The sequence below is a fragment of the Pseudomonas sp. FDAARGOS_761 genome (assembly GCF_013343155.1).
In the GTDB taxonomy this organism is placed as follows: domain Bacteria; phylum Pseudomonadota; class Gammaproteobacteria; order Pseudomonadales; family Pseudomonadaceae; genus Pseudomonas; species Pseudomonas aeruginosa.
The window spans coordinates 3,512,785-3,536,181 of record NZ_CP054572.1 but is presented as its reverse complement, the minus strand read 5'-3'; the positions used below and the strand labels follow the sequence as shown (position 1 = coordinate 3,536,181).

Sequence of the window (23,397 nt, the reverse complement as noted above, 5' to 3'; positions counted from 1 at the left end):
TCAGGCCACGGCGACCACGTCGAGGATGCGCTGCACGACCCGGTCCTGGTCGATGCCGGCGGCTTCCGCCTCGAAGGTCAGGATCAGGCGATGGCGCAGCACGTCGAACAGCACCGCCTGGATGTCCTCGGGGCTGACGAAGTCGCGTCCGCCCAGCCAGGCGTGGGCGCGCGCGCAGCGGTCGAGGGCGATGGAGCCGCGCGGGCTGGCGCCGTAGGAGATCCATTCGGCGAGTTCCGCGTCGTGCTTGGCCGGGGTGCGGGTGGCCATGATCAGTTGCACCAGGTATTCCTCCACCGCGTCGGCCATGTACAGGCCGAGGATTTCCTGGCGCGCGGCGAAGATGGTTTCCTGGGTCACCCGGCGCTCCGGCCGGGCCTCGCCGTTCAGTGCCTCGCCACGCGCCTGCTGGAGGATGCGGCGTTCCACCGAGGCCTCCGGGTAGCCGATCTTGACGTGCATGAGGAAGCGGTCGAGCTGGGCTTCCGGCAACGGGTAGGTACCTTCCTGCTCGATCGGGTTCTGTGTCGCCATCACCAGGAACAGCTGTGGCAGGTCGTAGGTGCTGCGGCCGACCGAAACCTGGCGCTCGGCCATGGCTTCGAGCAGCGCCGATTGCACCTTGGCCGGGGCGCGGTTGATCTCGTCGGCCAGCACCAGGTGATGGAAGATCGGGCCTTGCTGGAACACGAAGGTGCCGGTCTCCGGACGGTAGATCTCGGTGCCGGTGATGTCGGCGGGGAGCAGGTCGGGAGTGAACTGGATACGGTGGAACTCGGCTTCGAGGCCTTCGGCGAGGTCCTTGATGGCCTTGGTCTTGGCCAGTCCCGGCGCGCCTTCCACCAGCAGGTGGCCGTCGGCTAGCAGCGCGATCAGCAGGCGGTCGACGAGTTTTTCCTGGCCGAGGATCTGGCTCGACAGGTAGCCCTTCAGTCCCTGCAGGGCGCTCTTGTGCTGCGTGCTTTCTGGCTCGTTGCTCATTGTCTGGACTACCGGTTCCAAGGCCTGCTGGGGTGTCGCTCGGTGGCGCACGGCGAGGCCGGCGCGGGCGGGCGGGGAGAAGGCTCCGCTCTGCGGCGGATGACGGCCCCCCGATCCCGCACATGTTAGCGCACGGCGACTGCCTAGCGTACTCTCCGACGCTCGTGCCGCGCCTATTCGTGAACCCGCGCGGGTATGCCGGTGAAAAGCCTCCGCCTCTCGCCGTGACCTGCCTCGCGAAGCGCGGCGGATCGACGCGCCCGGGGAACTTCGCCGGCGCACGCGGGTCGGTTTCCGCGATGCGAACAGCGAATGGACAGAGCGTTTGTCAGGAGCGACATTGCCGGGGCTTGCCCGGCGCAAGGGGGAGGGCCGCGCCCGGCGTGGGTGGCGGCGCTGGGTCGGTGGGCTGCTGTTGCTGCTCGGCGCGCTCGCCAGCGGATGTTCGAACGCGCCGCGCAACGCCGCCGGCGAGGACACCAGCCAGGGTTCGATGCGCGCCGGCGAATTCCTCCAGACCGATGCCGATCGCATGGCCACCCTGGCCATGCGCGACAACCTGCAAAGCCTCTACCAGTTGCTCTGGAAGCTGTACAAGCGCAATCCCGCCGAATGGAAGAAGACCGGCCTGCCGAGCCAGGCCGACGCCGAGCTGGCGATCCGCCGGGCCATCGAGCAGAACCGCGAACTCAGCGACCTGGGCGGCCGCCGCGACATCGCCGCGCTGTCCTACTCCCTCGATCCGGCGTTCAGGGGCGACCGCGTCGGCGCCTTCATCTATTCCCTGGCCAGCATGCTGATCACCGCCCATGGCGGGCGTACCGAGTTCTACGTCTACCAGGGGATCGACGCGCAGTACGTCTACAACGCCGCGCGCAACGTCGAGGTCGCCACCTGGATGCTGGCTACCCGCAAGGACGACAAGGGCGCCCCGTTGCTGCTTTCCAACGCCCTCACCGACGACGCCAGCAACCTCAGCTACGCCCGCGAGTTCGCCAAGATCGTCGCGCGCCTGGACCTGCTCGCCGAGGTGCTCGGCGAACGCTACCGGCGGATCAGCGTGAACTACGCCCAGGGACTGCTGTTCATGCATTTCCTGCCGGTGCAGTGAGCCGATGCTCCCGGGGTGAACGAATATGTCGCAGCACGGTAAGTGTTTTGCCTTGCCGGCTCGTTAAGCTCTGTCGGATATGACCGGCGGGTCGCTCGCCGAAAAGGGCGGTTCCCGGTCAGCCTTTGCTGTGCGCCTGCCTGCCTGGATTAATGCTCAGCTTCTGCTGAACTTCATGGACGCAGCGAGGGTCGGTCCGAAGGTGCGTTGCTCGCGACCTTTCCCGCGAACCGCTCGCCTCCATGAAATAACAAGCCAAGCGGAGTACAACCATGGCGTTCTTCACCGCGGCCAGCAAAGCCGATTTCCAGCATCAACTGCAGACGGCACTGGCGCAGCACCTCGGCGACAAGGCGTTACCACAAGTCACGCTGTTCGCCGAACAGTTCTTCAGCCTGATCTCCCTCGATGAACTGACCCAGCGTCGGCTTTCCGACCTGGTCGGTTGCACCCTTTCCGCCTGGCGCCTGCTGGAGCGCTTCGACCGCGACCAGCCCGAAGTCCGCGTATACAACCCCGACTACGAGAAGCACGGCTGGCAATCCACCCACACCGCGGTGGAAGTGCTGCACCCGGACCTGCCGTTCCTGGTCGACTCGGTGCGCATGGAACTGAACCGCCGCGGCTACAGCATCCATACCCTGCAGACCAACGTCCTCAGCGTGCGCCGCTCGGCCAAGGGCGAGCTGAAGGAAATCCTGCCCAAGGGCACCCAGGGCAAGGACGTCAGCCAGGAATCGCTGATGTACCTGGAGATCGACCGTTGCGCCCACGCCGGCGAACTGCGGGCGCTGGAGAAGGCCATCCTGGAAGTGCTCGGTGAAGTACGCGTGACCGTCGCCGACTTCGAACCGATGAAGGCCAAGGCCCGCGAACTGCTGACCTGGCTCGGCAAGGCCAAGCTGAAGGTGCCGGCGGAGGAGCTGAAGGAAGTGCGCAGCTATCTCGAATGGCTGCTGGACAACCACTTCACCTTCCTCGGCTACGAGGAATTCAGCGTCGCCGACGAGGCCGACGGCGGGCGCATGGTCTACGACGAGAAATCCTTCCTCGGCCTGACCCGTCTGCTGCGCGCCGGCCTGAGCAAGGATGACCTGCACATCGAGGACTATGCCGTCGCCTACCTGCGCGAACCGGTCCTGCTGTCCTTCGCCAAGGCTGCCCATCCGAGCCGCGTGCACCGCCCGGCCTACCCGGACTACGTGTCGATCCGCGAGCTGGACGGCAAGGGCCGGGTGATCCGCGAGTGCCGCTTCATGGGCCTGTTCACCTCCTCGGTGTACAACGAGAGCGTCAACGACATTCCCTTCATCCGCGGCAAGGTCGCCGAAGTGATGCGGCGCTCCGGTTTCGACACCAAGGCCCACCTCGGCAAGGAACTGGCCCAGGTGCTGGAAGTACTGCCGCGCGACGACCTGTTCCAGACCCCGGTGGACGAGCTGTTCAGCACCGCCCTGGCGATCGTCCGCATCCAGGAGCGCAACAAGATCCGCGTGTTCCTGCGCAAGGACCCCTACGGTCGCTTCTGCTACTGCCTGGCCTACGTGCCGCGCGACGTGTATTCCACCGAGACGCGCCTGAAGATCCAGCAGGTCCTGATGGAGCGCCTGCAAGCCAGCGACTGCGAGTTCTGGACTTTCTTCTCCGAGTCGGTGCTGGCCCGCGTGCAGTTCATCCTCCGCGTCGACCCGAAGTCGCGCATCGACATCGACCCGGCGCGCCTGGAGGAAGAAGTGATCCAGGCCTGCCGTTCCTGGCAGGACGACTACAGCAGCCTGGTGGTGGAAAACCTCGGCGAGGCCAAGGGCACCAACGTCCTGGCCGACTTCCCGAAAGGCTTCCCGGCCGGCTATCGCGAGCGCTTCGCCCCGCACTTCGCGGTGGTCGACCTGCAGCACCTGCTCAGCCTGTCCGAGCAGCGCCCGCTGGTGATGAGCTTCTACCAGCCGCTGGCGCAGGGCGAGCAGCAACTGCACTGCAAGCTGTACCACGCCGACACCCCGCTGGCCCTGTCCGACGTCCTGCCGATCCTGGAGAACCTCGGCCTGCGCGTGCTCGGCGAATTCCCCTACCGCCTGCGCCACCAGAACGGCCGTGAATACTGGATCCACGACTTCGCCTTCACCTACGCCGAAGGGCTGGACGTGGACATCCAGCAGCTCAACGAGATCCTCCAGGACGCCTTCGTCCACATCGTCAGCGGCGAAGCCGAGAACGACGCCTTCAACCGCCTGGTGCTGACCGCCAACCTGCCGTGGCGCGACGTCGCCCTGCTGCGTGCCTACGCGCGTTACCTGAAGCAGATCCGCCTGGGCTTCGACCTCGGTTACATCGCCAGTGCGCTGAATGCCCACACCGACATCGCCCGCGAGCTGGTGCGGCTGTTCAAGACCCGCTTCTACCTGGCGCGCAAACTCACCGCGGAAGACCTGGAAGACAAGCAACAGAAGCTGGAGCAGGCGATCCTCGGTGCCCTCGACGAAGTCCAGGTGCTCAACGAGGACCGCATCCTGCGGCGCTACCTCGACCTGATCAAGGCGACCCTGCGGACCAACTTCTACCAGCCCGACGGCAACGGCCAGAACAAGAGCTACTTCAGCTTCAAGTTCAACCCGAAGGCCATCCCGGAGCTGCCCAGGCCGGTGCCCAAGTATGAGATCTTCGTCTACTCGCCGCGCGTCGAGGGCGTGCACCTGCGCGGCGGCAAGGTGGCTCGCGGCGGCTTGCGCTGGTCGGACCGCGAGGAAGACTTCCGCACCGAGGTGCTCGGCCTGGTCAAGGCCCAGCAGGTGAAGAACGCGGTGATCGTGCCGGTCGGCGCCAAGGGCGGCTTCGTCCCGCGCCGCCTGCCGCTTGGCGGTAGCCGCGACGAGATCCAGGCCGAGGCGATCGCCTGCTACCGGATCTTCATTTCCGGCCTGCTCGATATCACCGACAACCTCAAGGAAGGCGAAGTGGTGCCGCCGGCCAACGTGGTCCGCCACGACGAGGACGATCCCTACCTGGTGGTCGCCGCGGACAAGGGCACGGCGACCTTCTCCGACATCGCCAACGGCATCGCCGCCGAGTACGGCTTCTGGCTCGGCGACGCCTTCGCCTCGGGCGGCTCCGCCGGCTACGACCACAAGGGCATGGGGATTACCGCCAAGGGCGCCTGGGTCAGCGTGCAACGGCACTTCCGCGAGCGCGGCATCGACGTGCAGAAGGACAACATCAGCGTCATCGGCATCGGCGACATGGCCGGCGACGTGTTCGGCAACGGCCTGCTGATGTCGGACAAGCTGCAACTGGTGGCCGCCTTCAACCACATGCATATCTTCATCGACCCGAACCCGGACGCCGCCAGCAGCTTCGTCGAGCGCCAGCGCCTGTTCAACCTGCCGCGTTCGAGCTGGGCCGACTACGACGCCAAGCTGATCTCCGCCGGCGGCGGGATCTTCCTGCGCAGCGCCAAGAGCATCGCCATCACCCCGGAAATGCAGGCGCGCTTCGACATCCAGGCCGACAGGCTGGCGCCCACCGAGCTGATCCATGCGCTGCTCAAGGCGCCGGTCGACCTGCTCTGGAACGGCGGGATCGGTACCTACGTGAAGTCGAGCAAGGAAACCCACGCCGATGTCGGCGACAAGGCCAACGACGGTCTGCGCGTCGACGGCCGCGAGCTGCGCGCGAAGGTGGTGGGCGAGGGCGGCAACCTGGGCATGACCCAACTGGCGCGGGTCGAGTTCGGCCTGCACGGCGGTGCCAACAACACCGACTTCATCGACAACGCCGGTGGCGTGGACTGCTCCGACCATGAGGTCAACATCAAGATCCTGCTCAACGAAGTGGTGCAGGCCGGCGACATGACCGAGAAGCAGCGCAACGCGCTGCTGGTGAAGATGACCGACGCGGTCGGCGCCCTGGTGCTGGGCAACAACTACAAGCAGACCCAGGCGCTGTCCCTGGCGCAACGTCGCGCCCGCGAGCGGATCGCCGAGTACAAGCGGCTGATGGGCGACCTCGAGGCGCGCGGCAAGCTCGATCGCGCCCTGGAGTTCCTGCCTTCCGACGAGGAGCTGGCGGAACGCATCAGTGCCGGCCAGGGGCTGACCCGCGCCGAGCTGTCGGTGCTGATCTCCTACAGCAAGATCGACCTCAAGGAATCGCTGCTGAAATCGCTGGTGCCGGACGACGACTACCTGACCCGCGACATGGAGACCGCCTTCCCGGCATTGCTGGCGGAGAAGTTCGGCGACGCCATGCGCCGCCATCGCCTGAAGCGCGAGATCGTCAGCACGCAGATCGCCAACGACCTGGTCAACCACATGGGCATCACCTTCGTGCAGCGCCTGAAGGAGTCCACCGGCATGAGCGCGGCCAACGTCGCCGGGGCCTACGTGATCGTCCGCGACGTGTTCCACCTGCCGCACTGGTTCCGCCAGATCGAGAACCTCGACTACCAGGTGCCCGCTGATATCCAGCTGACCCTGATGGACGAACTGATGCGTCTCGGTCGCCGCGCCACCCGCTGGTTCCTCCGCAGCCGCCGCAACGAGCTGGACGCGGCGCGCGACGTGGCCCACTTCGGCCCGCGCATCGCCGCCCTCGGCCTGAAGCTCAACGAGCTGCTCGAAGGGCCGACCCGCGAGCTGTGGCAGGCGCGCTACCAGACCTACGTCGACGCCGGCGTGCCGGAACTGCTGGCACGCATGGTGGCCGGCACCAGCCACCTGTATACGCTGCTGCCGATCATCGAGGCGTCCGACGTGACCGGGCAGGACACCGCGGAAGTGGCCAAGGCCTATTTCGCCGTGGGCAGCGCGCTGGACCTGACCTGGTACCTGCAACAGATCACCAACCTGCCGGTGGAGAACAACTGGCAGGCGCTGGCCCGCGAGGCGTTCCGCGACGACCTCGACTGGCAGCAGCGGGCGATCACCGTCTCGGTGTTGCAGATGCAGGACGGACCGAAGGAGGTCGAGGCGCGCGTCGGCCTGTGGCTGGAACAGCACCTGCCGCTGGTCGAGCGCTGGCGGGCGATGCTGGTCGAACTGCGTGCCGCGTCGGGTACCGACTACGCCATGTACGCCGTGGCCAACCGCGAGCTGATGGACCTGGCGCAGAGCAGCCAGCACGGTGTCTGCATCCCCTGATGCGAGCGGCCTGACGGCAAGCAAGAGCCCCGCCTGAGTGCGGGGCTCTTTCATTCTGGCGCGGCGAAAACCTGCGATGTTTGCGGTGGCTGAGGCGCTGCGCGGCGACAAATGTCCGGCGCCCGGCGTTAGCCCGGAAAGGACAACCTGACTCACAGATTTAATAAATATTTAGTTATTAGAAAATCTATTGATAGGTTCATATGGATCTATGACTTCTCCGCTTCGTATGCCTTGGCCGGGATCCTGTCGATCGCATAAACCCCCGGCAGCCCGTACTTCCTTCCCCGCCCGGTGAGTTTTCCGATGACGTCGCGGCGGTCACGCGGGAGGCAAGAGCAGGCAAAAGGACACTATGTCGCCATGGGTGCGTCTAAAAATTGACAGTTTCCGCTTAAAAAATTAGCAATTAGCATATTTAGTCATTAGATTGACGTTAATCGCCTGCGGCTGCTTTGGCCGTGCCCGCACTGTCAGGGATTCGACGTTGCCATCGGAAACCGCATCCATGCTCCCGACCTGCCGCTTCGGTCGGTATCGACCCTGCCGCGTGGGCTGGGCATGCGGTTCAGCAAGAAAGGAATCGCCGTGCTGCGTCTGCCGTCCCGCCGTAACACCCTTCGACCCATCGAACGCCCGCTCGCCTGGCTTGCCGGCCTGGCGCTGGCGCTTTGTGCCGGCGCTGCCGCAGGGGCTGCCGGCGGGCCGTCCAGCGTGGCGTTCTGGTACGCCGAGCGGCCGCCGCTGGCCGAGCTTTCCCAGTTCGACTGGGTGGTGCTCGAAGCGGCGCACCTCAAGCCGGCCGATGTCGGGTATCTGAAAGAGCAGGGCAGCACGCCCTTCGCCTATCTGTCGGTCGGCGAGTTCGACGGCGACGCCGCCGCCATCGCCGACAGCGGCCTGGCCCGGGGCAAGAGCGCGGTCCGCAACCAAGCCTGGAACAGCCAGGTAATGGACCTCGCCGCGCCGAGCTGGCGGGCGCACCTGCTCAAGCGCGCCGCGGAGCTGCGCAAACAGGGCTACGCCGGCCTGTTCCTCGATACCCTGGACAGCTTCCAGCTACAGGCCGAGGAGCGCCGCGAGGGCCAGCGCCGGGCGCTGGCCAGTTTCCTCGCCCAGCTGCATCGCCAGGAGCCGGGCCTCAAGCTGTTTTTCAATCGCGGTTTCGAAGTGCTGCCGGAGTTGCCCGGCGTCGCGTCGGCGGTGGCCGTGGAGTCGATCCATGCCGGTTGGGACGCCGCTGCCGGGCAATACCGCGAGGTGCCCCAGGACGATCGCGATTGGCTGAAGGGTCACCTGGATGCCCTGCGCGCCCAGGGCATGCCCATCGTCGCCATCGACTACCTGCCGCCGGAGCGGCGCGACGAGGCGCGCGCGCTCGCTGCGCGCCTGCGTAGCGAAGGCTACGTGCCGTTCGTCAGCACCCCGGCGCTGGACTACCTGGGGGTGAGCGACGTCGAGGTGCAACCGCGGCGCATCGCGCTGCTCTACGATCCGCGCGAGGGCGACCTGACCCTGAGCCCCGGCCACGTCTACCTCGGCGGCCTGCTCGAATACCTCGGTTATCGGGTCGACTACCTGCCCACCGACCAGCCGCTGCCCGAACGTCCGCTGAGCGGTCTCTACGCCGGGGTAGTCACCTGGATGACCAGTGGACCGCCGCTGGCCAGCGACGCCTTCGACAACTGGATCGCTGCGCGTCTCGACGAAAAGGTGCCGGTGGCGTTCCTCGCCGGCCTGCCCACCGAGAACGACGGCCTGTTGCAGCGCCTGGGTATTCGCCGGCTGTCGCAGAAGCTCAAGGTCAAGCCGAGCACCGAGACCCACGACCAGGCGCTGTTGGGCGCCTTCGAGGCGCCGCTGGTGATCCGGATCCGCGACCTGCCGGCGCTCACCGTACTCGACCCGGCGCGGGTGGCCCCGGCGCTCAAGCTCAAGGGCGACGGCAAGGAGTACGTGCCGGTGGCGACCGCCGACTGGGGCGGCTTCGCCCTGGCGCCCTATGTGCTGGAGGAGGGTAGCGAGCACCGGCGCTGGATCCTCGATCCGTTCGCTTTCCTGCGCAAGGCCTTGCGCCTTGCGCCGCTGCCGAGTCCCGACGCGACCACCGAGAATGGCCGGCGCATCGCCACCGTGCACATCGATGGCGACGGCTTCGTCTCCCGTGCCGAGGTGCCCGGCAGTCCCTATGCCGGCCAGCAGGTGCTGGAGGACTTCATCAAGCCCTATCCGTTCCTCACCTCGGTCTCGGTGATCGAAGGCGAGGTCGGGCCGAAGGGCATGTACCCGCACCTGGCCAGGGAGCTGGAGCCGATCGCCCGGCGCATCTTCGCCGACGACAAGGTCGAGGTCGCCAGCCATACCTTCAGCCATCCGTTCTTCTGGCAGCCGCAACTGGCCGAGCAGGGCGAGAACTTCGAGGCCCAGTATGGCTACAAGATGGCCATCCCGGGCTACGACAAGGTCGACTTCGTACGCGAGGTGATCGGGGCCCGCGACTACATCGAGCAGCGCCTGACCACCCCGCGGAAGCCGGTCAAGATGATCTTCTGGTCCGGCGACGCGCTGCCCGACGCCGCCACCATCAAGCTCGCCTACGACGCCGGGCTGATGAACGTCAACGGCGGCAATACCGCGCTGACCCGGGCCTTTCCCTCGCTGACCGGACTCTACCCGCTGATCCGGCCCACCCGCGGCGGCGTGCAGTACTACGCGCCGATCATCAACGAGAACGTCTACACCAATCTCTGGCAGGGGCCGTACTACGGCTTCCGCGGCGTCATCGATACCTTCGCCCTGACTGACAGCCCGCGCCGCCTGCGCGGCCTGCACCTCTACTACCACTTCTATTCGGGGACCAAGCAGGCCTCGATCCGCACCATGCACCAGATCTACGCGGCGATGCAGGCGGAGCATCCGTTGTCGCTGTGGATGAGCGACTACATCCCGCGCCTGGAAGGCCTGCATCGCGCCAGCCTGGCCAAGCGTGCCGATGGCAGCTGGCAACTGCGTGGCTTCGCCGCCCTGCGCACCCTGCGCCTGGACCCGGCGCTGGGTTGGCCGGACCTCGCTCGCTCCACGGGAGTCGCGGGCGTGCGCGACCTGCCCCAGGGGCGCTATGTACACCTGAGTGCGGCGAATGCGCACCTGGTCCTGCGCGACAGCCGCGATCCGCGGCCGGCGCTGGAGGAGGCCAACCTGCCGCTGAAGCACTGGCGCTACCGCGACGATGGCCGCGTCGAGTTCGCCTTCGCCGGGCACCTGCCGTTGCGCCTGGTGGTGCGCGCGGCGGGCGATTGCCGGCTTAGCGCGGCCGGCAAGGCCTTCCCGGGAAAGGCCGGCAACGGCCTGTGGACGTTCGAGTTGCCGATGGAGCAGGTGCGCGATGGCCAACTCGCCTGCCGCTGACAAGCATCCCAAGGCGCGCCTGCTGAATCCCTGGGCCCTGCTGCCGGTCGCTCTCGGGGTGGCGCTGGTGCTGTGGCTGACCTTCAACAGCGAAGAGGTATTCATGCCCAGCGGCGATGGCGAGCCCGACGCGGTCTCGGTGAACTACGCCGAACTGCTGTTGCAGGCGCACCCGGAGAACGACGCGCTGCGCCTGACCCTGATCGACCTGCTGGTCAAGCTCGGCGACTTCGAGCAGGCGCGTCATCACCTCGCCCTTCTGCGCGGCAAGGACCGCCTGGCAACGCCGTTCTACGAGGTGGAACTGGACATCCTCGGCGCCCTGGCCAGGCCCGAGGGCATGGATGAGGAGCAGACGCGCCGATTGCTGGAGCGCCTGCGCAAGATCGAGCATGTTTCGTTGAACGACGCCATGCTCGAACGACTTGCCCGTCATGCCCTGGCCCTGGACGCGCCGGACCTGGCGGCGCGGACCTTTGCCGAACTGGCCGGCCGCGACCCGCAGGGCCGGCAGCGCTGGCTGGACGAGGCGGCGCGCTGGTACCTGGCTTCCGGCGAGCCGCTGCCGGCGGCGGACATCCAGCGGCAACTGGCCGAAGCGCAAACCGAGCCGGCGAAGCGCCTGGCCTATCTGCGCCAGGCCTTCGCCAGCCTGCTCGCTGGCGAGCGCGGCGAACAGGCGGCGTTGTTGCTGGACGAGCGGCTGGACGCCTTGCCGGAGGATGAATCGACCCTGGCCTGGCTCGCCGAGGGCGTACGCGCCGCCGAAGGCAGCCAGCGCTACGACCTGGCCGAACGCTTCATCCGGCGCTGGCGCGAATTGCGCCCCGAGGACCATGAGGCGCTGGCCGCCGACCTGCGCCTGAACATGGCCGCCGGGCGGATCGAGCGGGCCTGGGAGGTCGGCCAGGAGCTGCTGGCCCTGCGCCCGCAGGACAGGACGCTGCTGGCCGATCTCGCGCGCCTTGGCGAATGGACCGGCAACGGCCCGCAGGCCCTGGGCCTGTGGAAGCAACTGCTGGCCGGCGCCGATGACCCGGCCCTGCGCGAGCATGCCTGGCGCCTGTCGCTGCAGATGTTCGATTTCGACAGCGCCATCGAGCTGCTGGCGCCCATCGGCGCGCAGCGACAGATGACCGACGAGGAACTCGATGCGCTGGTCTACAGCCATGAAACCCGCGGCACGCCGGAAGAGGGCGAGGCATGGCTGCGCGGCTACGTGCAGGGTTATCCGAAACAGCGCCTGGCCTGGCAGCGCTTGCAGCAGATCCTCGAACACACCCAGCAGTTGCAGGAAGAGACCGGGGTCTGGGCGCGGATGGCCCGGCATTTCCCGCTGAGCGTCAAGGAACGCATGCAGTGGGCGGAAACCCACTGGAACCTGTTCGATCCGCGCCAGGCCTGGAAGGTCCTCGCCGGCGTGGATACCCGCGCGATCCGCGAGCCGGAGTTCTGGCGCCTGCGCGCGGCGCTGGCCTGGGCCCTGGAGCAGGACGACGATGCCCGCGCCGCCTACGAGCGCATGCTGGCCCTGGACATCCGCCTGAACAGCAGCGACGAGGACCAGTTGATCGCCCTGTACCGGGACAGCAATCCGCAGCAGGCCTTGCAGGTGCTTATCGGCAGTTGGCAGCGCAGCCGCGATCCGCGGCGCCTGGCCAGCGCCCTGCAACTGGCGGAGAACCTCCACGACTGGCCGGCCCTGAAGAGCCTGCTGGCCGAGGCCGAAGGCCTGCCGGAAGCGCAGGGCAGCCCCTATTACTGGGTGGCCAGGGCGCGGTTGGCGGAACAGGAAGGCCATGGCGACGTCGCCGAGCGCCTGTACCGGGAAGCCCTGGTGCGTTTCCCCGGCGAGAACCTGGTGCGCGAACGCCTGCTCTGGTTCTACATCGACCGTGGCCGTCGCGACAGCCTGGTGCCCCTGTTGGCGCAGTGGCATGGCCTGGCGCTGCGGGACAGCACGCTGTGGCTGCCGTTCGCCAGCGCCAGCCTGCTGCTCGAGCGTAACGACCAGGCGCTGGCCTGGTTCCGCCTGTACCTCAAGTCCAATCCCAACGACTGGCTGGTGCAGGCCGCCTACGCCGACGCGCTGGATGCCAGCGGCTACCAGGACAAGGCCCTGCGCCTGCGCCGGCAACTGCTCCGGCGGCTCGACCGCGAGGCGGTCAGGGCCACCCCGGACAGCTTCGCCGCCTACCTGCGCCTGCTCGCCGTGGCCCAGGGGCCGCTGCTCGCCCAGGGCGAGGCGCGGCGGGCCTGGAATGGCGAGCCGGCGATGCTGCAGCTGTGGTTCGAGCAGTTCCTCGACCAGCTCGCCGCCACCAACCAGGAGCCGCTGAAGGATGACTGGCTGGCCTGGGCGCGCGGCCAGGGCTTGAAGATCGGGCGCAACGAAGAGATCCTGGCCGCCCTGCGCAGCCAGAATCGCGCCGCCCTGCAACGCCTGCTGGAGCGCGGCGAGCTGGATCCGGCGCAGCGGGTCGAGGCGCTAGTGCGTCTCGGCCATGGCGGCGAAGCGCTGGGCGAGGCCCTGGGCGCACTGGGCGACGGCCACTCGCGCGACAACCGCGAGCAGTTGCGGCGGCAGGCGGCGGAAATCCTCGAACGCACGCCCCAGGGCCTGCAACTGGGTTGGAACAAGCGCGACTTCGGCGGTCTCGACTTCAAGGGACCGACGCTGCGCGCGGCGCGCCACCTCGGCGACGACTGGTACGCCGATCTCGAACTGGGCAGCGGTCGCTATCACGGTGATGCGCTGGATAGTTCGCTCCTCGGTAGCGAACGCAACGCCAGGCTGACGTTGCGGCGCGAACTGGCCGATGGCTTCGCCGCGGCGACGCTCGATGGCAGTTGGCGCGACGACGAGGACCGCCACGGCCTGGGCCTGCTGCGCAACTGGCGGCTGAGTGCGCGCGACGAACTGGAAGCGGGCCTCGACTGGCACCGCGAGACCGACGAGACCGGCCTGATGCGCGCCCTCGGCATGCGCGACAGCGTGAAACTCGGCGGCCGCCACACCCTCAGCGGGCGCGACCAGTTGAGCTGGTCGCTGGCGCACAACCGCTTCTCCACCCGCCAGGGCGACGACCTCGGCAACGGCGAGGCGCTGTCCCTGGAGTGGGCCCACACACTGTTCTTCGATGGCCCGGCCTGGCAACTGCGCGGCGGCATCGACTACCAGCGCAATCGCCTGGAGAACCGTCTGCCGGACGACCTGCTGGCGGCCCATGGCGGTGCGCTGACGCTCGATGGCGCGCGCAGCCAGGACCTGCTGCAGGACCGCTATGGCCAGGTCTACCTCGGCAGCACCTGGCGCCGTGGCTTCCCTGGCGCGCTGAACCGCAGCCGTCCGCAATACACCTGGATCGTCGACACCCTGGCCGGCTGGCAGTGGACAGAGAAGGAGTTCAACTACGGCATCGATCTCGGCATCGGCATGGAGCTGCTGGGCGACGACGAACTGGCGTTCACCTTCGGCTACCAGTCGGCTCCCCAGGGCGGCGGCGGCGATGCCGGCGGCACGCTCGGGGTGACCTACAGCACGCGCTTCGGCCGCTGAACGCGGCCCGGATACGGAATTCAACAGGAGGAACACAACATGCAATCCATCCGCTGCCTGGCTCTCGCGGCCGTCGCCCTGTTCATGGCGGGCTGCTCCAGCTTCACCAGCGAAAGCGCTACGCCGCTGGCGCGCGGCGCGCAGTGGGGCCTGGTGCCGCTGCTCAATTACTCCCAGGCGCCGCAGGCCGGCGAGCGTGCCGAGCAGATCCTGCTCAGCGTGCTGGCCGAGGAGGGCGTGCGGCCGCGCCTGTACCCGGCGCAGCCGCAAGGCGACCTGCAACTGGTCGACGACCGCGAGCGCCAGCAGCGCGCGCTGGACTGGGCACGCCAGCAGAAGCTGGCCTACGTGGTCACCGGCAGCGTCGAGGAGTGGCAGTACAAGAACGGCCTCGACGGCGAGCCGGCGGTGGGCGTCAGCCTGCAGGTGCTGGAGCCGGCCTCCGGGCGGGTGCTCTGGAGCACCAGCGGGGCGCGCGCCGGCTGGTCCCGGGAAAGCCTGGCGGGCGCCGCGCAGAAAGTCCTGCGCGAGCTGGTCGGCGACCTGCGGCTCGAGTGACGGCGATGTCCGCGCACAAGGATTTCACCCTCGCACCGCGCGCCAGCGGCAGTGTCTCCTGGGTCGAGACGCTGGTCATCAGCGCGCTCGCGCTGGGCCTGGGCTGGTGGTTCAGCCCGGACGACCCGCTGCAGGTCAACGCCACCTTTCCCTGGGTGATCCTCGCGCCCCTGTTGCTGGGCATGCGCTACGGCTTCGTCCGCGGGTTGGCCAGCGCGGCGCTGCTAGTGGCGGCGCTGTTCGCGTTTCGCGTCCAGGGCGTCGAGGCCTATGCTCAGGTACCGGCGGCCTTCATCGTCGGCGTGCTGCTCTGCGCCATGTTGGTGGGCGAGTTCCGCGACATCTGGGAACGCCGCCTGGAGCGCCTGGAGCTGGCGAACGAGTACCGCCAGTTGCGCCTCGACGAATTCACCCGCGCCCATCACATCCTGCGCATCTCCCACGATCGCCTGGAACAGCGGGTCGCCGGCAACGACCAGAGCCTGCGCAGTTCGCTGCTCGGTCTGCGACAACTGCTGCGCGAGCTGCCGGGCGATGAGGCACCGCTCGATGCGCTGGCGGAAACCGTGCTGGCGCTGCTGGCCCAGTACGGTTCGCTGCGCATCGCCGGACTCTACCGGGTGCGCCACGACCGCACCCCGGAGCCGCAACCCTTGGCGACGCTCGGCGAGATGCCGGCGCTGGACGCCGACGATCTGCTGGTGCGCACCTGCCTGGAGCGCGGCGAACTGGTCAGCGTGCGCCAGGAACTGCTGGAGCGCGGCGAGCAGCGTGCGCACAGCGCGCTGCAGGTGTGCGTGCCGCTGGTCGACACCGATGGGCGGATCCTCGCCCTGCTGGCGGTGGAGCAGATGCCGTTCTTCGTCTTCAACGAACGTACTTTCAGCCTGCTGGCGATCCTCGCCGGGCACGTCGCCGACTTGCTGCAGAGCGACCGCCGCGCACTGCAACTGGCCGACATCGACGCCCAGCGCTTCTCCCAGTACCTCAAGCGCTCCCTGCTGGACGCCCGCGACCATGGATTGCCGGCCTGCCTGTATGCCTTCGAGTTGACCGATGCGCGCTACGGCGAAGAGGTCCAGCGTCTGCTGGAAGGCAGCCAGCGTGGCCTCGACGTGCAGTTGCGACTGCGCAACGACGAGGGCCGGCGGGTCCTGCTGGTGTTGTTGCCGCTGACTTCCGCCGAAGGCTCCCAGGGGTATCTGCAGCGCCTGAGGATTCTCTTCGCCGAACGCTTCGGCCAGGCCCGCGAGCTGGAGTCGCTGGGCGTGCGCATCCGCCAGTACGAACTGGACGCCGGCAACGATCGGCAGGCGCTGGGACATTTCCTTTTCAACGAGTGCGGCCTGAATGATCAGCAAGTGGCTGTTTAGCGGCGCCTTCCTGTTCGAGCTGAGCAGTTGGGCGAGCGTCTTCGCCGACCTGCCGTTCGGCCAGGCGCTGGCGCTCTACCTGTTCGCCCACGGCCTGGGCAGCGCGCTGCTGTGCGTCGGCGTATGGCTGCTGCTGCCGCGGCGCTACAAGTTCCCGCTGCCGTGGAGCCCGCTGTTCCTCTTCAGCCTGGCCTTCTTCGTGCCGCTGATCGGGGCGGTCGGCGTCGCCGCGGCGGTATTCCCGGCGCTGTACCTGCCGCGCCAGCGTGGCGAGCAGGCCTGGCAGGCGATGGGCGTCCCCGAGCTGCCGTTCCGGCCGAAGGAAAAGCGCCTCGACATGATGTTCAGCGACGGCGGCCTGCAGGACGTCCTGCGCCATGCGCCGGACCCGAACCAGCGGCTCACGGCGATCTTCGCCACCCGGCGGATGCCCGGCAAGGAGGCGATCCCGATCCTCAAGCTGGCCCTGCGCGACCCTGCCGACGACGTCCGCCTGCTGGCCTACTCGATGCTCGACCAGAAGGAAAGCCGGATCAACCAGCGCATCGAGGCCGCCCTCGGCCGCCTCGCCGGCGCCACGCCGGCGCGACGCGGCGCGTTGCACGGGACCCTGGCGCGCTGGTACTGGGAACTGGCCTACCTGGGGTTGGCCCAGGGCAGCGTGCTGGAGCACATCCTCGAACAGGCGCGCGAACATACCGAGCAGGCGCTGCGCGGCGGACCCTCGGCCGAGCTGCATCTGCTGGCCGGGCGCATCGCCCTCGAACAAGGCCGCCTGGAGGATGCCGGGCCCGCCCTCCAGGCCGCCGAGGAGGCGGGAATCGATAGCGCCCAGCTGGCGCCGTTCCGCGCCGAGGTGGCGTTCTTCCAGCGACGCTACCGGGACATTCCCCGCCTCCTCGCCGGAATGCCCGACGACATGCTGCAACGGCCGCCCTTCGCGGCCCTGGCGAGATACTGGACATGACCGAACACACCGCTCCGACGGCGCCCGTCGCCGATGTCTGCCTGCTGCTGGAGGGCACCTGGCCCTATGTCCGCGGCGGCGTCTCCAGCTGGGTCAACCAGTTGATCCTCGGTCTCCCCGACCTGACCTTCTCGGTGTTCTTCATCGGCGGCCAGAAGGATGCCTACGGCAAGCGCCACTACCCGATCCCGGACAATGTGCTGCACATCGAGGAACACTTCCTGGAAACCGCCTGGAGTTCGCCGAACCCGCAGACGCGACAGGGCAGTAGCGAGACCGAAAAGGCGTTGCGCGACCTGCACCGTTTCTTCCACTACCCGGAGACGCCGGACGTGGAGGAGGGCGACGCGCTGCTCGACCTGCTCGCCGAGGGCCGCATCGGCCGCGAGGACTTTCTCCACAGCAAGGCCAGTTGGGAAGCGATCACCGCAGGCTACGAGCGCTATTGCACCGATCCGTCCTTCGTCAATTACTTCTGGACCCTACGCTCGATGCAGGCGCCGGTGTTCATGCTCGCCGAGGCGGCCCGGCGGATGCCGCGGGCGCGCATGCTGCACTCGATCTCCACCGGCTACGCCGGCCTGCTGGGCTGCATCCTGCAACGTCGCTGGGGCTGCCGCTACCTGCTCAGCGAGCACGGCATCTACACCAAGGAGCGCAAGATCGACCTGGCCCAGGCCAGTTGGATCGCGGAGAACCCCGACGAGCAGCTGAGTACCGGACTGGATGCCGAGGTCAGCTACATCCGTCGCTTGTGGATCCGCTTCTTCGAGCGTGTCGGCCTGCTCACCTATCGCGCCGCCAATCCGATCGTCGCCCTCTACGAAGGCAACCGCCAGCGCCAGGTACTCGATGGCGCCGAGCCACGGCGCACCCGGGTGATCCCCAACGGCATCGACCTCGATGCCTGGGCCGGCGCCCTCGAACGGCGGCCGCCGGGGATTCCGCCGGTGGTCGGGCTGGTCGGCCGGGTAGTGCCGATCAAGGACGTGAAGACCTTCATCCGCGCCATGCGCGGGGTGGTCAGCGCGATGCCGGAGGCGGAGGGCTGGATCGTCGGTCCGGAGGAGGAAGACCCGGACTATGCCAGCGAATGCCGCAGCCTGGTGGCCAGCCTCGGCCTGCAGGACAAGGTGAAGTTCCTCGGTTTCCGTCGGATCGGCGAGGTCCTGCCGCAACTCGGCCTGATGGTCCTCACCTCGATCAGCGAAGCGCAGCCGCTGGTGATCCTCGAGGCCTGGGCTGCCGGCGCCCCGGTGGTGAGCAGCGACGTCGGCTCCTGCCGCGAACTGATCGAAGGCGCCGACGCCCAAGATCGCGCCCTGGGCCGCGCCGGGGAGGTGGTGGCGATCGCCGACCCGCAGGCCACTTCGCGGGCGATCCTCGCCCTGCTGCGCAATCCGCAGCGCTGGCAGGCGGCCCAGGCGGTCGGCCTGCAACGGGTCGAACGCTACTACACCGAGGCGCTGATGCTCGGACGTTACCGCGGGCTGTACCGCGAAGCCACGGAGATTGCATGACATGGCCGGCATCGGCTTCGAACTGCGGAAGATCCTTTCCCGCGATTCCTATACGGCGACCCTGCGCGCCTATCTCTACGCCGGGCTGATCAGCTCCGGTCCCTGGGTGCTGTCGATCGTCAGCGTGATGCTGATCGGCGTGCTGAGCCTCGGCGTGGTGGTGCCGGACGTGCTGGTCCGGCAGTTCCTGATCACGGTGACCTACCTGATGGCGTTGTCGCTGATCTTCACCGGGGGACTGCAACTGTTCTTCACCCGCTTCATTTCCGATCGCCTGTTCGAGCGCAAGCACGAGGCGATCCTGCCCAACCTGGTGGGCGTGCTGTTGCTGGTGACGTTGGCGTCGGGCCTGCTCTCGGCGATATTGCTGGCGACCCTGTTCGATGAGCCGTTCGCCTACCGCCTGCTGGTGATGGCCAACTTCGTGGTGCTCTGCAACCTGTGGCTGGTGATCATCTTCCTGTCGGGAATGAAGGCCTACAAACGCATCCTGCTGGTGATGTTCATCGGCTACGCGCTGATGGTCGCCTGTGCCTACCTGCTGCGCTTCATGCAGATGGACGGCCTGCTGCTGGCATTGCTGATCGGCCACGCCAGCCTGCTGTTCGTCTTCCTCTACGACATCCTCCGCGAGTACCCGGCCAGGCGCATGGTGGCCTTCGACTTCCTCGACCGCCGGCAGGTCTTCGTCAGCCTGCTGCTGACCGGCCTCTGCTACAACCTGGGGATCTGGATCGACAAGTTCATCTTCTGGTTCAACCCATCCACCTCGGACCTGGTGATCGGCCCGCTGCGCGCCTCGATCCTCTACGACCTGCCGATCTTCCTCGCCTACCTGTCGATCATTCCCGGCATGGCGGTGTTCCTGGTGCGCATCGAGACCGACTTCGCCGAGTGGTACGAGCGGGTCTACGAGGCGATCCGCGGCGGCGAGACCCTGCAGCACATCGGCCTGCTCAAGGAGCAGATGATCCTCGCCATCCGCCAGGGCCTGCTGGAAATCTGCAAGGTGCAGGGGCTGGCGGTAGTCCTGCTGTTCCTGCTGGCGCCGCAACTGCTCGGCTGGCTGGGAATTTCCCGCTACTACCTGCCCCTGTTCTACATCGACCTGATCGGGGTGAGCATCCAGGTAGTGTTCATGGCCTTGCTCAACGTCTTCTTCTACCTGGACAAGCGCCGCATCGTCCTCGAACTCTGCGTGCTGTTCGTGATCGTCAACGGCGCCCTGACCTTCGTCAGCCTGCTGCTCGGGCCGAGCTTCTTCGGCTACGGCTTCACCCTGTCGCTGCTGGTCTGCGTGCTGGTCGGGCTGTACCGCCTGACCACCGCGCTGGACGACCTGGAGTACGAGACCTTCATGCTCAATCGCTGAGGGGTTTCGCCGGCGGCAGGGTCTTTCAGAAAGGGCCGATTCACCCGGTTGAATCGGCCCCTTTTTTTGATTCCTCGATGCGTTTTTGCAGCTTCTGCATATCCACCAGGCGTTGCGTACCGAAGGTTCGCATCGGCAGGTCGCCGCTCTCTATCCAGGCATAGAGCAGGTCCGGCCGATCGCTGAGGCCGGTCAGGAAGGCGAAACGCATCAGGGTTATATAGCGGGGGCACTCGGCGAAACCCTCTTGGGGGAGTTCTTCCACTTTCATCAGGCGTCCTGCACCATGGTCCGATGTTGGAGGGGAACCCTCGGTCTAGAGGGCTTGGATTCATATTGATCTACTAACAGTTAGTGAATCAATATGCATAGGGAACCATCAGACGCGGACTACACATGGTAAAGAATCGACGTTTGTTCACTGCTGGCAAGCGCTTGCGCGCCCTGCGCGAGCTGATGGGCTTGAGCCGTCCGCAGTTCGCCGAGTTGGTGGGGATGACGGCCAAGCGCCTGGAGAACATCGAGAACGAACTGCAGCGCATGCACGACGAGGACTTCGAGAAGGTCTGCGGAACCTTCCCGGAGTTCAGCGACTGGATCGCCTATGAAGGCAGCATCGAGCCGCAGTCGATCGCCTGGAAGGTCGCCGACTCGGCGCAGGCGGCCGCGGTCTACCTGGTGGAGCGCAACCCGGTGCTGCTGGAGCGGCACGGCATCGACATGCAGGCCTGGCGCGAACGCCACCGCGAGATACGCGAGGCGCTGCTGGCGGCGGAACAGGCGCCGGAGGCGGAGCCGGCGCCCCTGGAAGAGCCGCCGGAGCCCAGGCGCCAGCGGAAGAGGAAAACGCCCGCGAGCGGCAAGGGCGACTGAGGCGCATCGCGCCAGAAACGAAGGGAAGTATCTGTACATGGTCTATGTAGTGAGGAAGCGCTGCCTGTTTCGCGCCGGCGAGCGCCTGTTCGGGTTGCGCGGGCTGACGGGGTTGAACCGACCGCAGTTTTCCGAAGTGGTCGGCATGGATCCCAAACGCCTTGAGAACATCGAGAGTGGCCGGCAGCGCATGCACGACGAGGATTTCGAGAAGGTCTGCGGGACCTTTCCGGAGTTCAGCGACTGGATCGCCTATGAAGGCAGCATCGAACCGCAGTCGATCGCCTGGAAGATCGCCGAGGCCGCCCAGGAAGCGGCGGTCTATCTGGTGGAGCGCAACCCCGAGCTGCTCGAACTCCACGGTCTCGACGTGCCGGCCTGGCGCGAGAAGCATCGGGAAATCCTCAAGAAGCTGCGCAAGCGGGAACTGTCGCCGCCACCCGAAAAACCACCGAAACCCAGGCGCAAGCGCAAGCCGAGAAGCAACCTGCCCACACCCACCGACGGTACCTGAGACCGGCTCCCTCTCCCCAGCCCTCTCCCGCAAGCGGGAGAGGGAACGGGGCTCCCGAAGCCCAGCGGTAGGGCGGATAACGCGCAGCGTTGTCCGCCGTCAGCCCCAGGTGGGCCTCAGAACACCACTCCTACCGGATAGACGAAGGCGTTCACGTCGTAGAACGGCGTGCGCTGGTAGAACCATTGCAGGCGCGCCTGCGGATCGGCGGCGAAGGCCTTGTCCTCGCGCAGGCGTTTGTCGAAGGCGGCCTTCAGCGCCGGGTCTTCCGCCAGCATCTTGCGCGCCATCGGCTCCATCACGTATTCCTCCGGCTCCTCGGCGGCCACCAGGGTGGAATTGAAGAAGCCCCAGGACCAGAAGGAATCCGGACTCTGCGGTTGCAGCAGGTCGATGGCCAGGACGCCCAGCGGCTGGGCGGTGTCGATCGACAGCGAGCCGGCCGGGAAGGTCTGCAAGCGCTGGAACGGCTTCGGCGTGCCGCTGACCAGCAGGCGACCTTCGTAGCCCGGAATCCGGTTGCCTTGCACGCGATCCGGTTCGAAGCCATCGGCGAGCTTGATGTCGTCCATGCGGTACAGGGTCACGGCGATTTCGGTCGGACGCTCCAGGGTGGTGTAGCGGATGCCGTGGGCCTTGATCCGGGCGATCACTTCGTGCCACTGCGCCGGGACGATGAAACGCTGGGGACGCGGCACCACCAGGTCGGGTACGCCGTTGTCGGTCACCGGCAGTTTCAGCGTCTTCGGCCGGTTGCTCCAGACGATGGTGCGGGCCCCGGTGACCGGCGATTGCTCGTAGCGGTAGTCGCCGACCACGAATGGCGTCTCGGCGGTCTCGCCCGGCTTCCAGGTGAGGATCACCTCCTTCTGCCGCAGCAGGCGCTCGCGGTCGCTGGCGATGGCCTGGCGCAGGCTGGCGGCCTGCTCGCCGATCACCTCGAACATCGCCTTGAGCATCACGTAGTTGCCCAGCACCTGGGTCTTGTACGGATGCAGGGCGTGTTGCTCGATGAGGATCGACGGCACGTTGCGGATATCGCCGTACTGGTTGGAGAAGCGCGCCAGGTCGGTGCGGTAGGGGTAGTAGCCCTGGGTCGGATCCTGATTGTCGTTCAGGCTGATGCATTCATGGACCATGTGCCCGAGGCTTTCCAGCGCCTGGTACACCGGCTTGCGCATGACCTGGTCCATCCAGGCGCTGCTCGCCGGTGACCAGCCATTGCCGTTGTGGCAGTAGGAGCTGTCGTAGGGATACATGGCGCCGTCGGTGGAGTGAGTGTCGGCGAAGAAGCTCAGTTCGTAGTGGTTGAACACCCAGGCGACGTTGCGGATCTCCGCGCTGTCGAGCTTGGTGAAGTCGCGGTTGAGATTGAGATTGCGGCCGTTTACCCGCCAGCCGGTCTCCCGCGGGCCGTTCTGGTTGATCCGCCCGTAGGCGCTGCGGCGCAGGTCGCCGTCGACGTTGACCACCGGGATGAACAGCAGGTTGATCTTCTCCAGCAGCCCGGCGAGCGGGCGGTCCGCAGCGCTCATGTCGCGCAGCAGCATGAACATGGCGTCCTTGCCGTTGGCCTCGCCGGGATGGATCTCGGCTTCCACCAGCAAGGTCGGCTTGGCGGAGCGCTTCAGGCCGGCGGCGGACTTGTCAGCCTCGGTGGAGGCGGTCACCAGCAGCATCGGGTGGCCCTCGGCGCTGCGCTCGGGCAACTCGCGCAGGGCGATGCGGCCGGAGGAGGCGGCTACCAGTTTCTCCAGGTAGGCGCGGGTCTCGCGGTAGTCGCTGGTGCGCTGGAAGTCGCTGCTCTCGGCCTGGGTGATCAAGGGGTCGCCGGGCTTGGCGAGGTAGCGCAGGCTGCCCAGCTTCTGCTCGAACATCGGTGGCAGGATGCGCTGGCGGGCCGCGGCCGGGTAGGCGCTGTCATCGATGTAGGCGGGCGCGTGGGGCAGCTCCGCGTGAGCGGGCAGGGCGCTCGCCAGCAGGACGCCGGCGAGTAGCGAACGGGGTTGGCAAGGGAACACGATGA

14 protein-coding genes are annotated in these 23,397 nt (G+C 67.1%); 11 read left to right on the top strand and 3 right to left on the bottom strand.

The features are described 5' to 3' along the window. A complete protein-coding gene (locus tag FOC67_RS16425) occupies positions 1-981 on the bottom strand; it encodes a MoxR family ATPase (protein ID WP_003091294.1) in 981 nt (326 codons plus the stop codon). A gap of 340 nt (positions 982-1,321) precedes the next feature. Here FOC67_RS16425 and FOC67_RS16420 point away from each other — a divergent pair, with 340 nt between their 5' ends. From FOC67_RS16420 to pelG, 9 genes are all read left to right on the top strand, one after another. Continuing rightward, complete coding sequence (locus FOC67_RS16420) at positions 1,322-2,092, top strand: hypothetical protein (RefSeq protein ID WP_003116459.1); 771 nt, start codon at positions 1,322-1,324, stop codon at positions 2,090-2,092. A 272-nt stretch (positions 2,093-2,364) separates the two neighbouring features. Further along, entirely contained in the window at positions 2,365-7,227 is a 4,863-nt protein-coding gene (gene gdhB, locus FOC67_RS16415) for an NAD-glutamate dehydrogenase GdhB (RefSeq protein WP_009313794.1), read from the top strand. Positions 7,228-7,788: 561 nt separating this feature from the next. Further along, positions 7,789-10,635: a bifunctional glycoside hydrolase 114/ polysaccharide deacetylase family protein gene (locus FOC67_RS16410; protein ID WP_009313795.1), complete on the top strand. Its 2,847-nt coding sequence runs from the start codon at positions 7,789-7,791 to the stop codon at positions 10,633-10,635. Continuing rightward, positions 10,613-14,194: a tetratricopeptide repeat protein gene (locus FOC67_RS16405; protein WP_009313796.1), complete on the top strand. Its 3,582-nt coding sequence runs from the start codon at positions 10,613-10,615 to the stop codon at positions 14,192-14,194. The genes FOC67_RS16410 and FOC67_RS16405 overlap by 23 nt, the downstream gene beginning before the upstream one ends. A 39-nt stretch (positions 14,195-14,233) precedes the next feature. Further along, positions 14,234-14,752: a pellicle/biofilm biosynthesis outer membrane protein PelC gene (locus FOC67_RS16400; RefSeq protein WP_003091288.1), complete on the top strand. Its 519-nt coding sequence runs from the start codon at positions 14,234-14,236 to the stop codon at positions 14,750-14,752. A gap of 5 nt (positions 14,753-14,757) precedes the next feature. Further along, on the top strand, positions 14,758-16,125 hold the full coding sequence (locus tag FOC67_RS16395) for a PelD GGDEF domain-containing protein (protein ID WP_009313797.1): 1,368 nt from the start codon (positions 14,758-14,760) through the stop codon (positions 16,123-16,125). After that, entirely contained in the window at positions 16,103-17,092 is a 990-nt protein-coding gene (locus FOC67_RS16390; RefSeq protein ID WP_009313798.1) for a lipopolysaccharide assembly protein LapB, read from the top strand. Before FOC67_RS16395 ends, FOC67_RS16390 begins: the two co-directional genes overlap by 23 nt. Beyond that, positions 17,089-18,612: a GT4 family glycosyltransferase PelF gene (gene pelF, locus FOC67_RS16385; protein ID WP_009313799.1), complete on the top strand. Its 1,524-nt coding sequence runs from the start codon at positions 17,089-17,091 to the stop codon at positions 18,610-18,612. Before FOC67_RS16390 ends, pelF begins: the two co-directional genes overlap by 4 nt. 1 nt (position 18,613) lies before the next feature. Further along, positions 18,614-19,984: an exopolysaccharide Pel transporter PelG gene (pelG, locus tag FOC67_RS16380; protein ID WP_003452522.1), complete on the top strand. Its 1,371-nt coding sequence runs from the start codon at positions 18,614-18,616 to the stop codon at positions 19,982-19,984. A gap of 40 nt (positions 19,985-20,024) precedes the next feature. Here the strand turns inward: pelG and FOC67_RS16375 are convergent, their stop codons facing one another. Continuing rightward, a complete protein-coding gene (locus tag FOC67_RS16375; RefSeq protein ID WP_009313800.1) occupies positions 20,025-20,255 on the bottom strand; it encodes a hypothetical protein in 231 nt (76 codons plus the stop codon). A 125-nt stretch (positions 20,256-20,380) separates the two neighbouring features. Here FOC67_RS16375 and FOC67_RS16370 point away from each other — a divergent pair, with 125 nt between their 5' ends. Together FOC67_RS16370 and FOC67_RS16365 are read left to right on the top strand one after the other, a co-directional pair. Beyond that, the gene (locus FOC67_RS16370) at positions 20,381-20,857 is read left to right on the top strand and encodes a helix-turn-helix transcriptional regulator (RefSeq protein ID WP_009313801.1); all 477 of its coding nucleotides are present in this window, start codon (positions 20,381-20,383) and stop codon (positions 20,855-20,857) included. 37 nt (positions 20,858-20,894) lie between these two features. Next, positions 20,895-21,371, top strand: a complete 477-nt coding sequence (locus FOC67_RS16365; protein ID WP_003103222.1) for a helix-turn-helix transcriptional regulator — start codon at positions 20,895-20,897, stop codon at positions 21,369-21,371. A gap of 116 nt (positions 21,372-21,487) precedes the next feature. Here the strand turns inward: FOC67_RS16365 and FOC67_RS16360 are convergent, their stop codons facing one another. Then, on the bottom strand, positions 21,488-23,392 hold the full coding sequence (locus tag FOC67_RS16360) for a M14 family metallopeptidase (protein ID WP_003130643.1): 1,905 nt from the start codon (positions 23,390-23,392) through the stop codon (positions 21,488-21,490). Between the last annotated feature and the right edge of the window lie 5 nt (positions 23,393-23,397).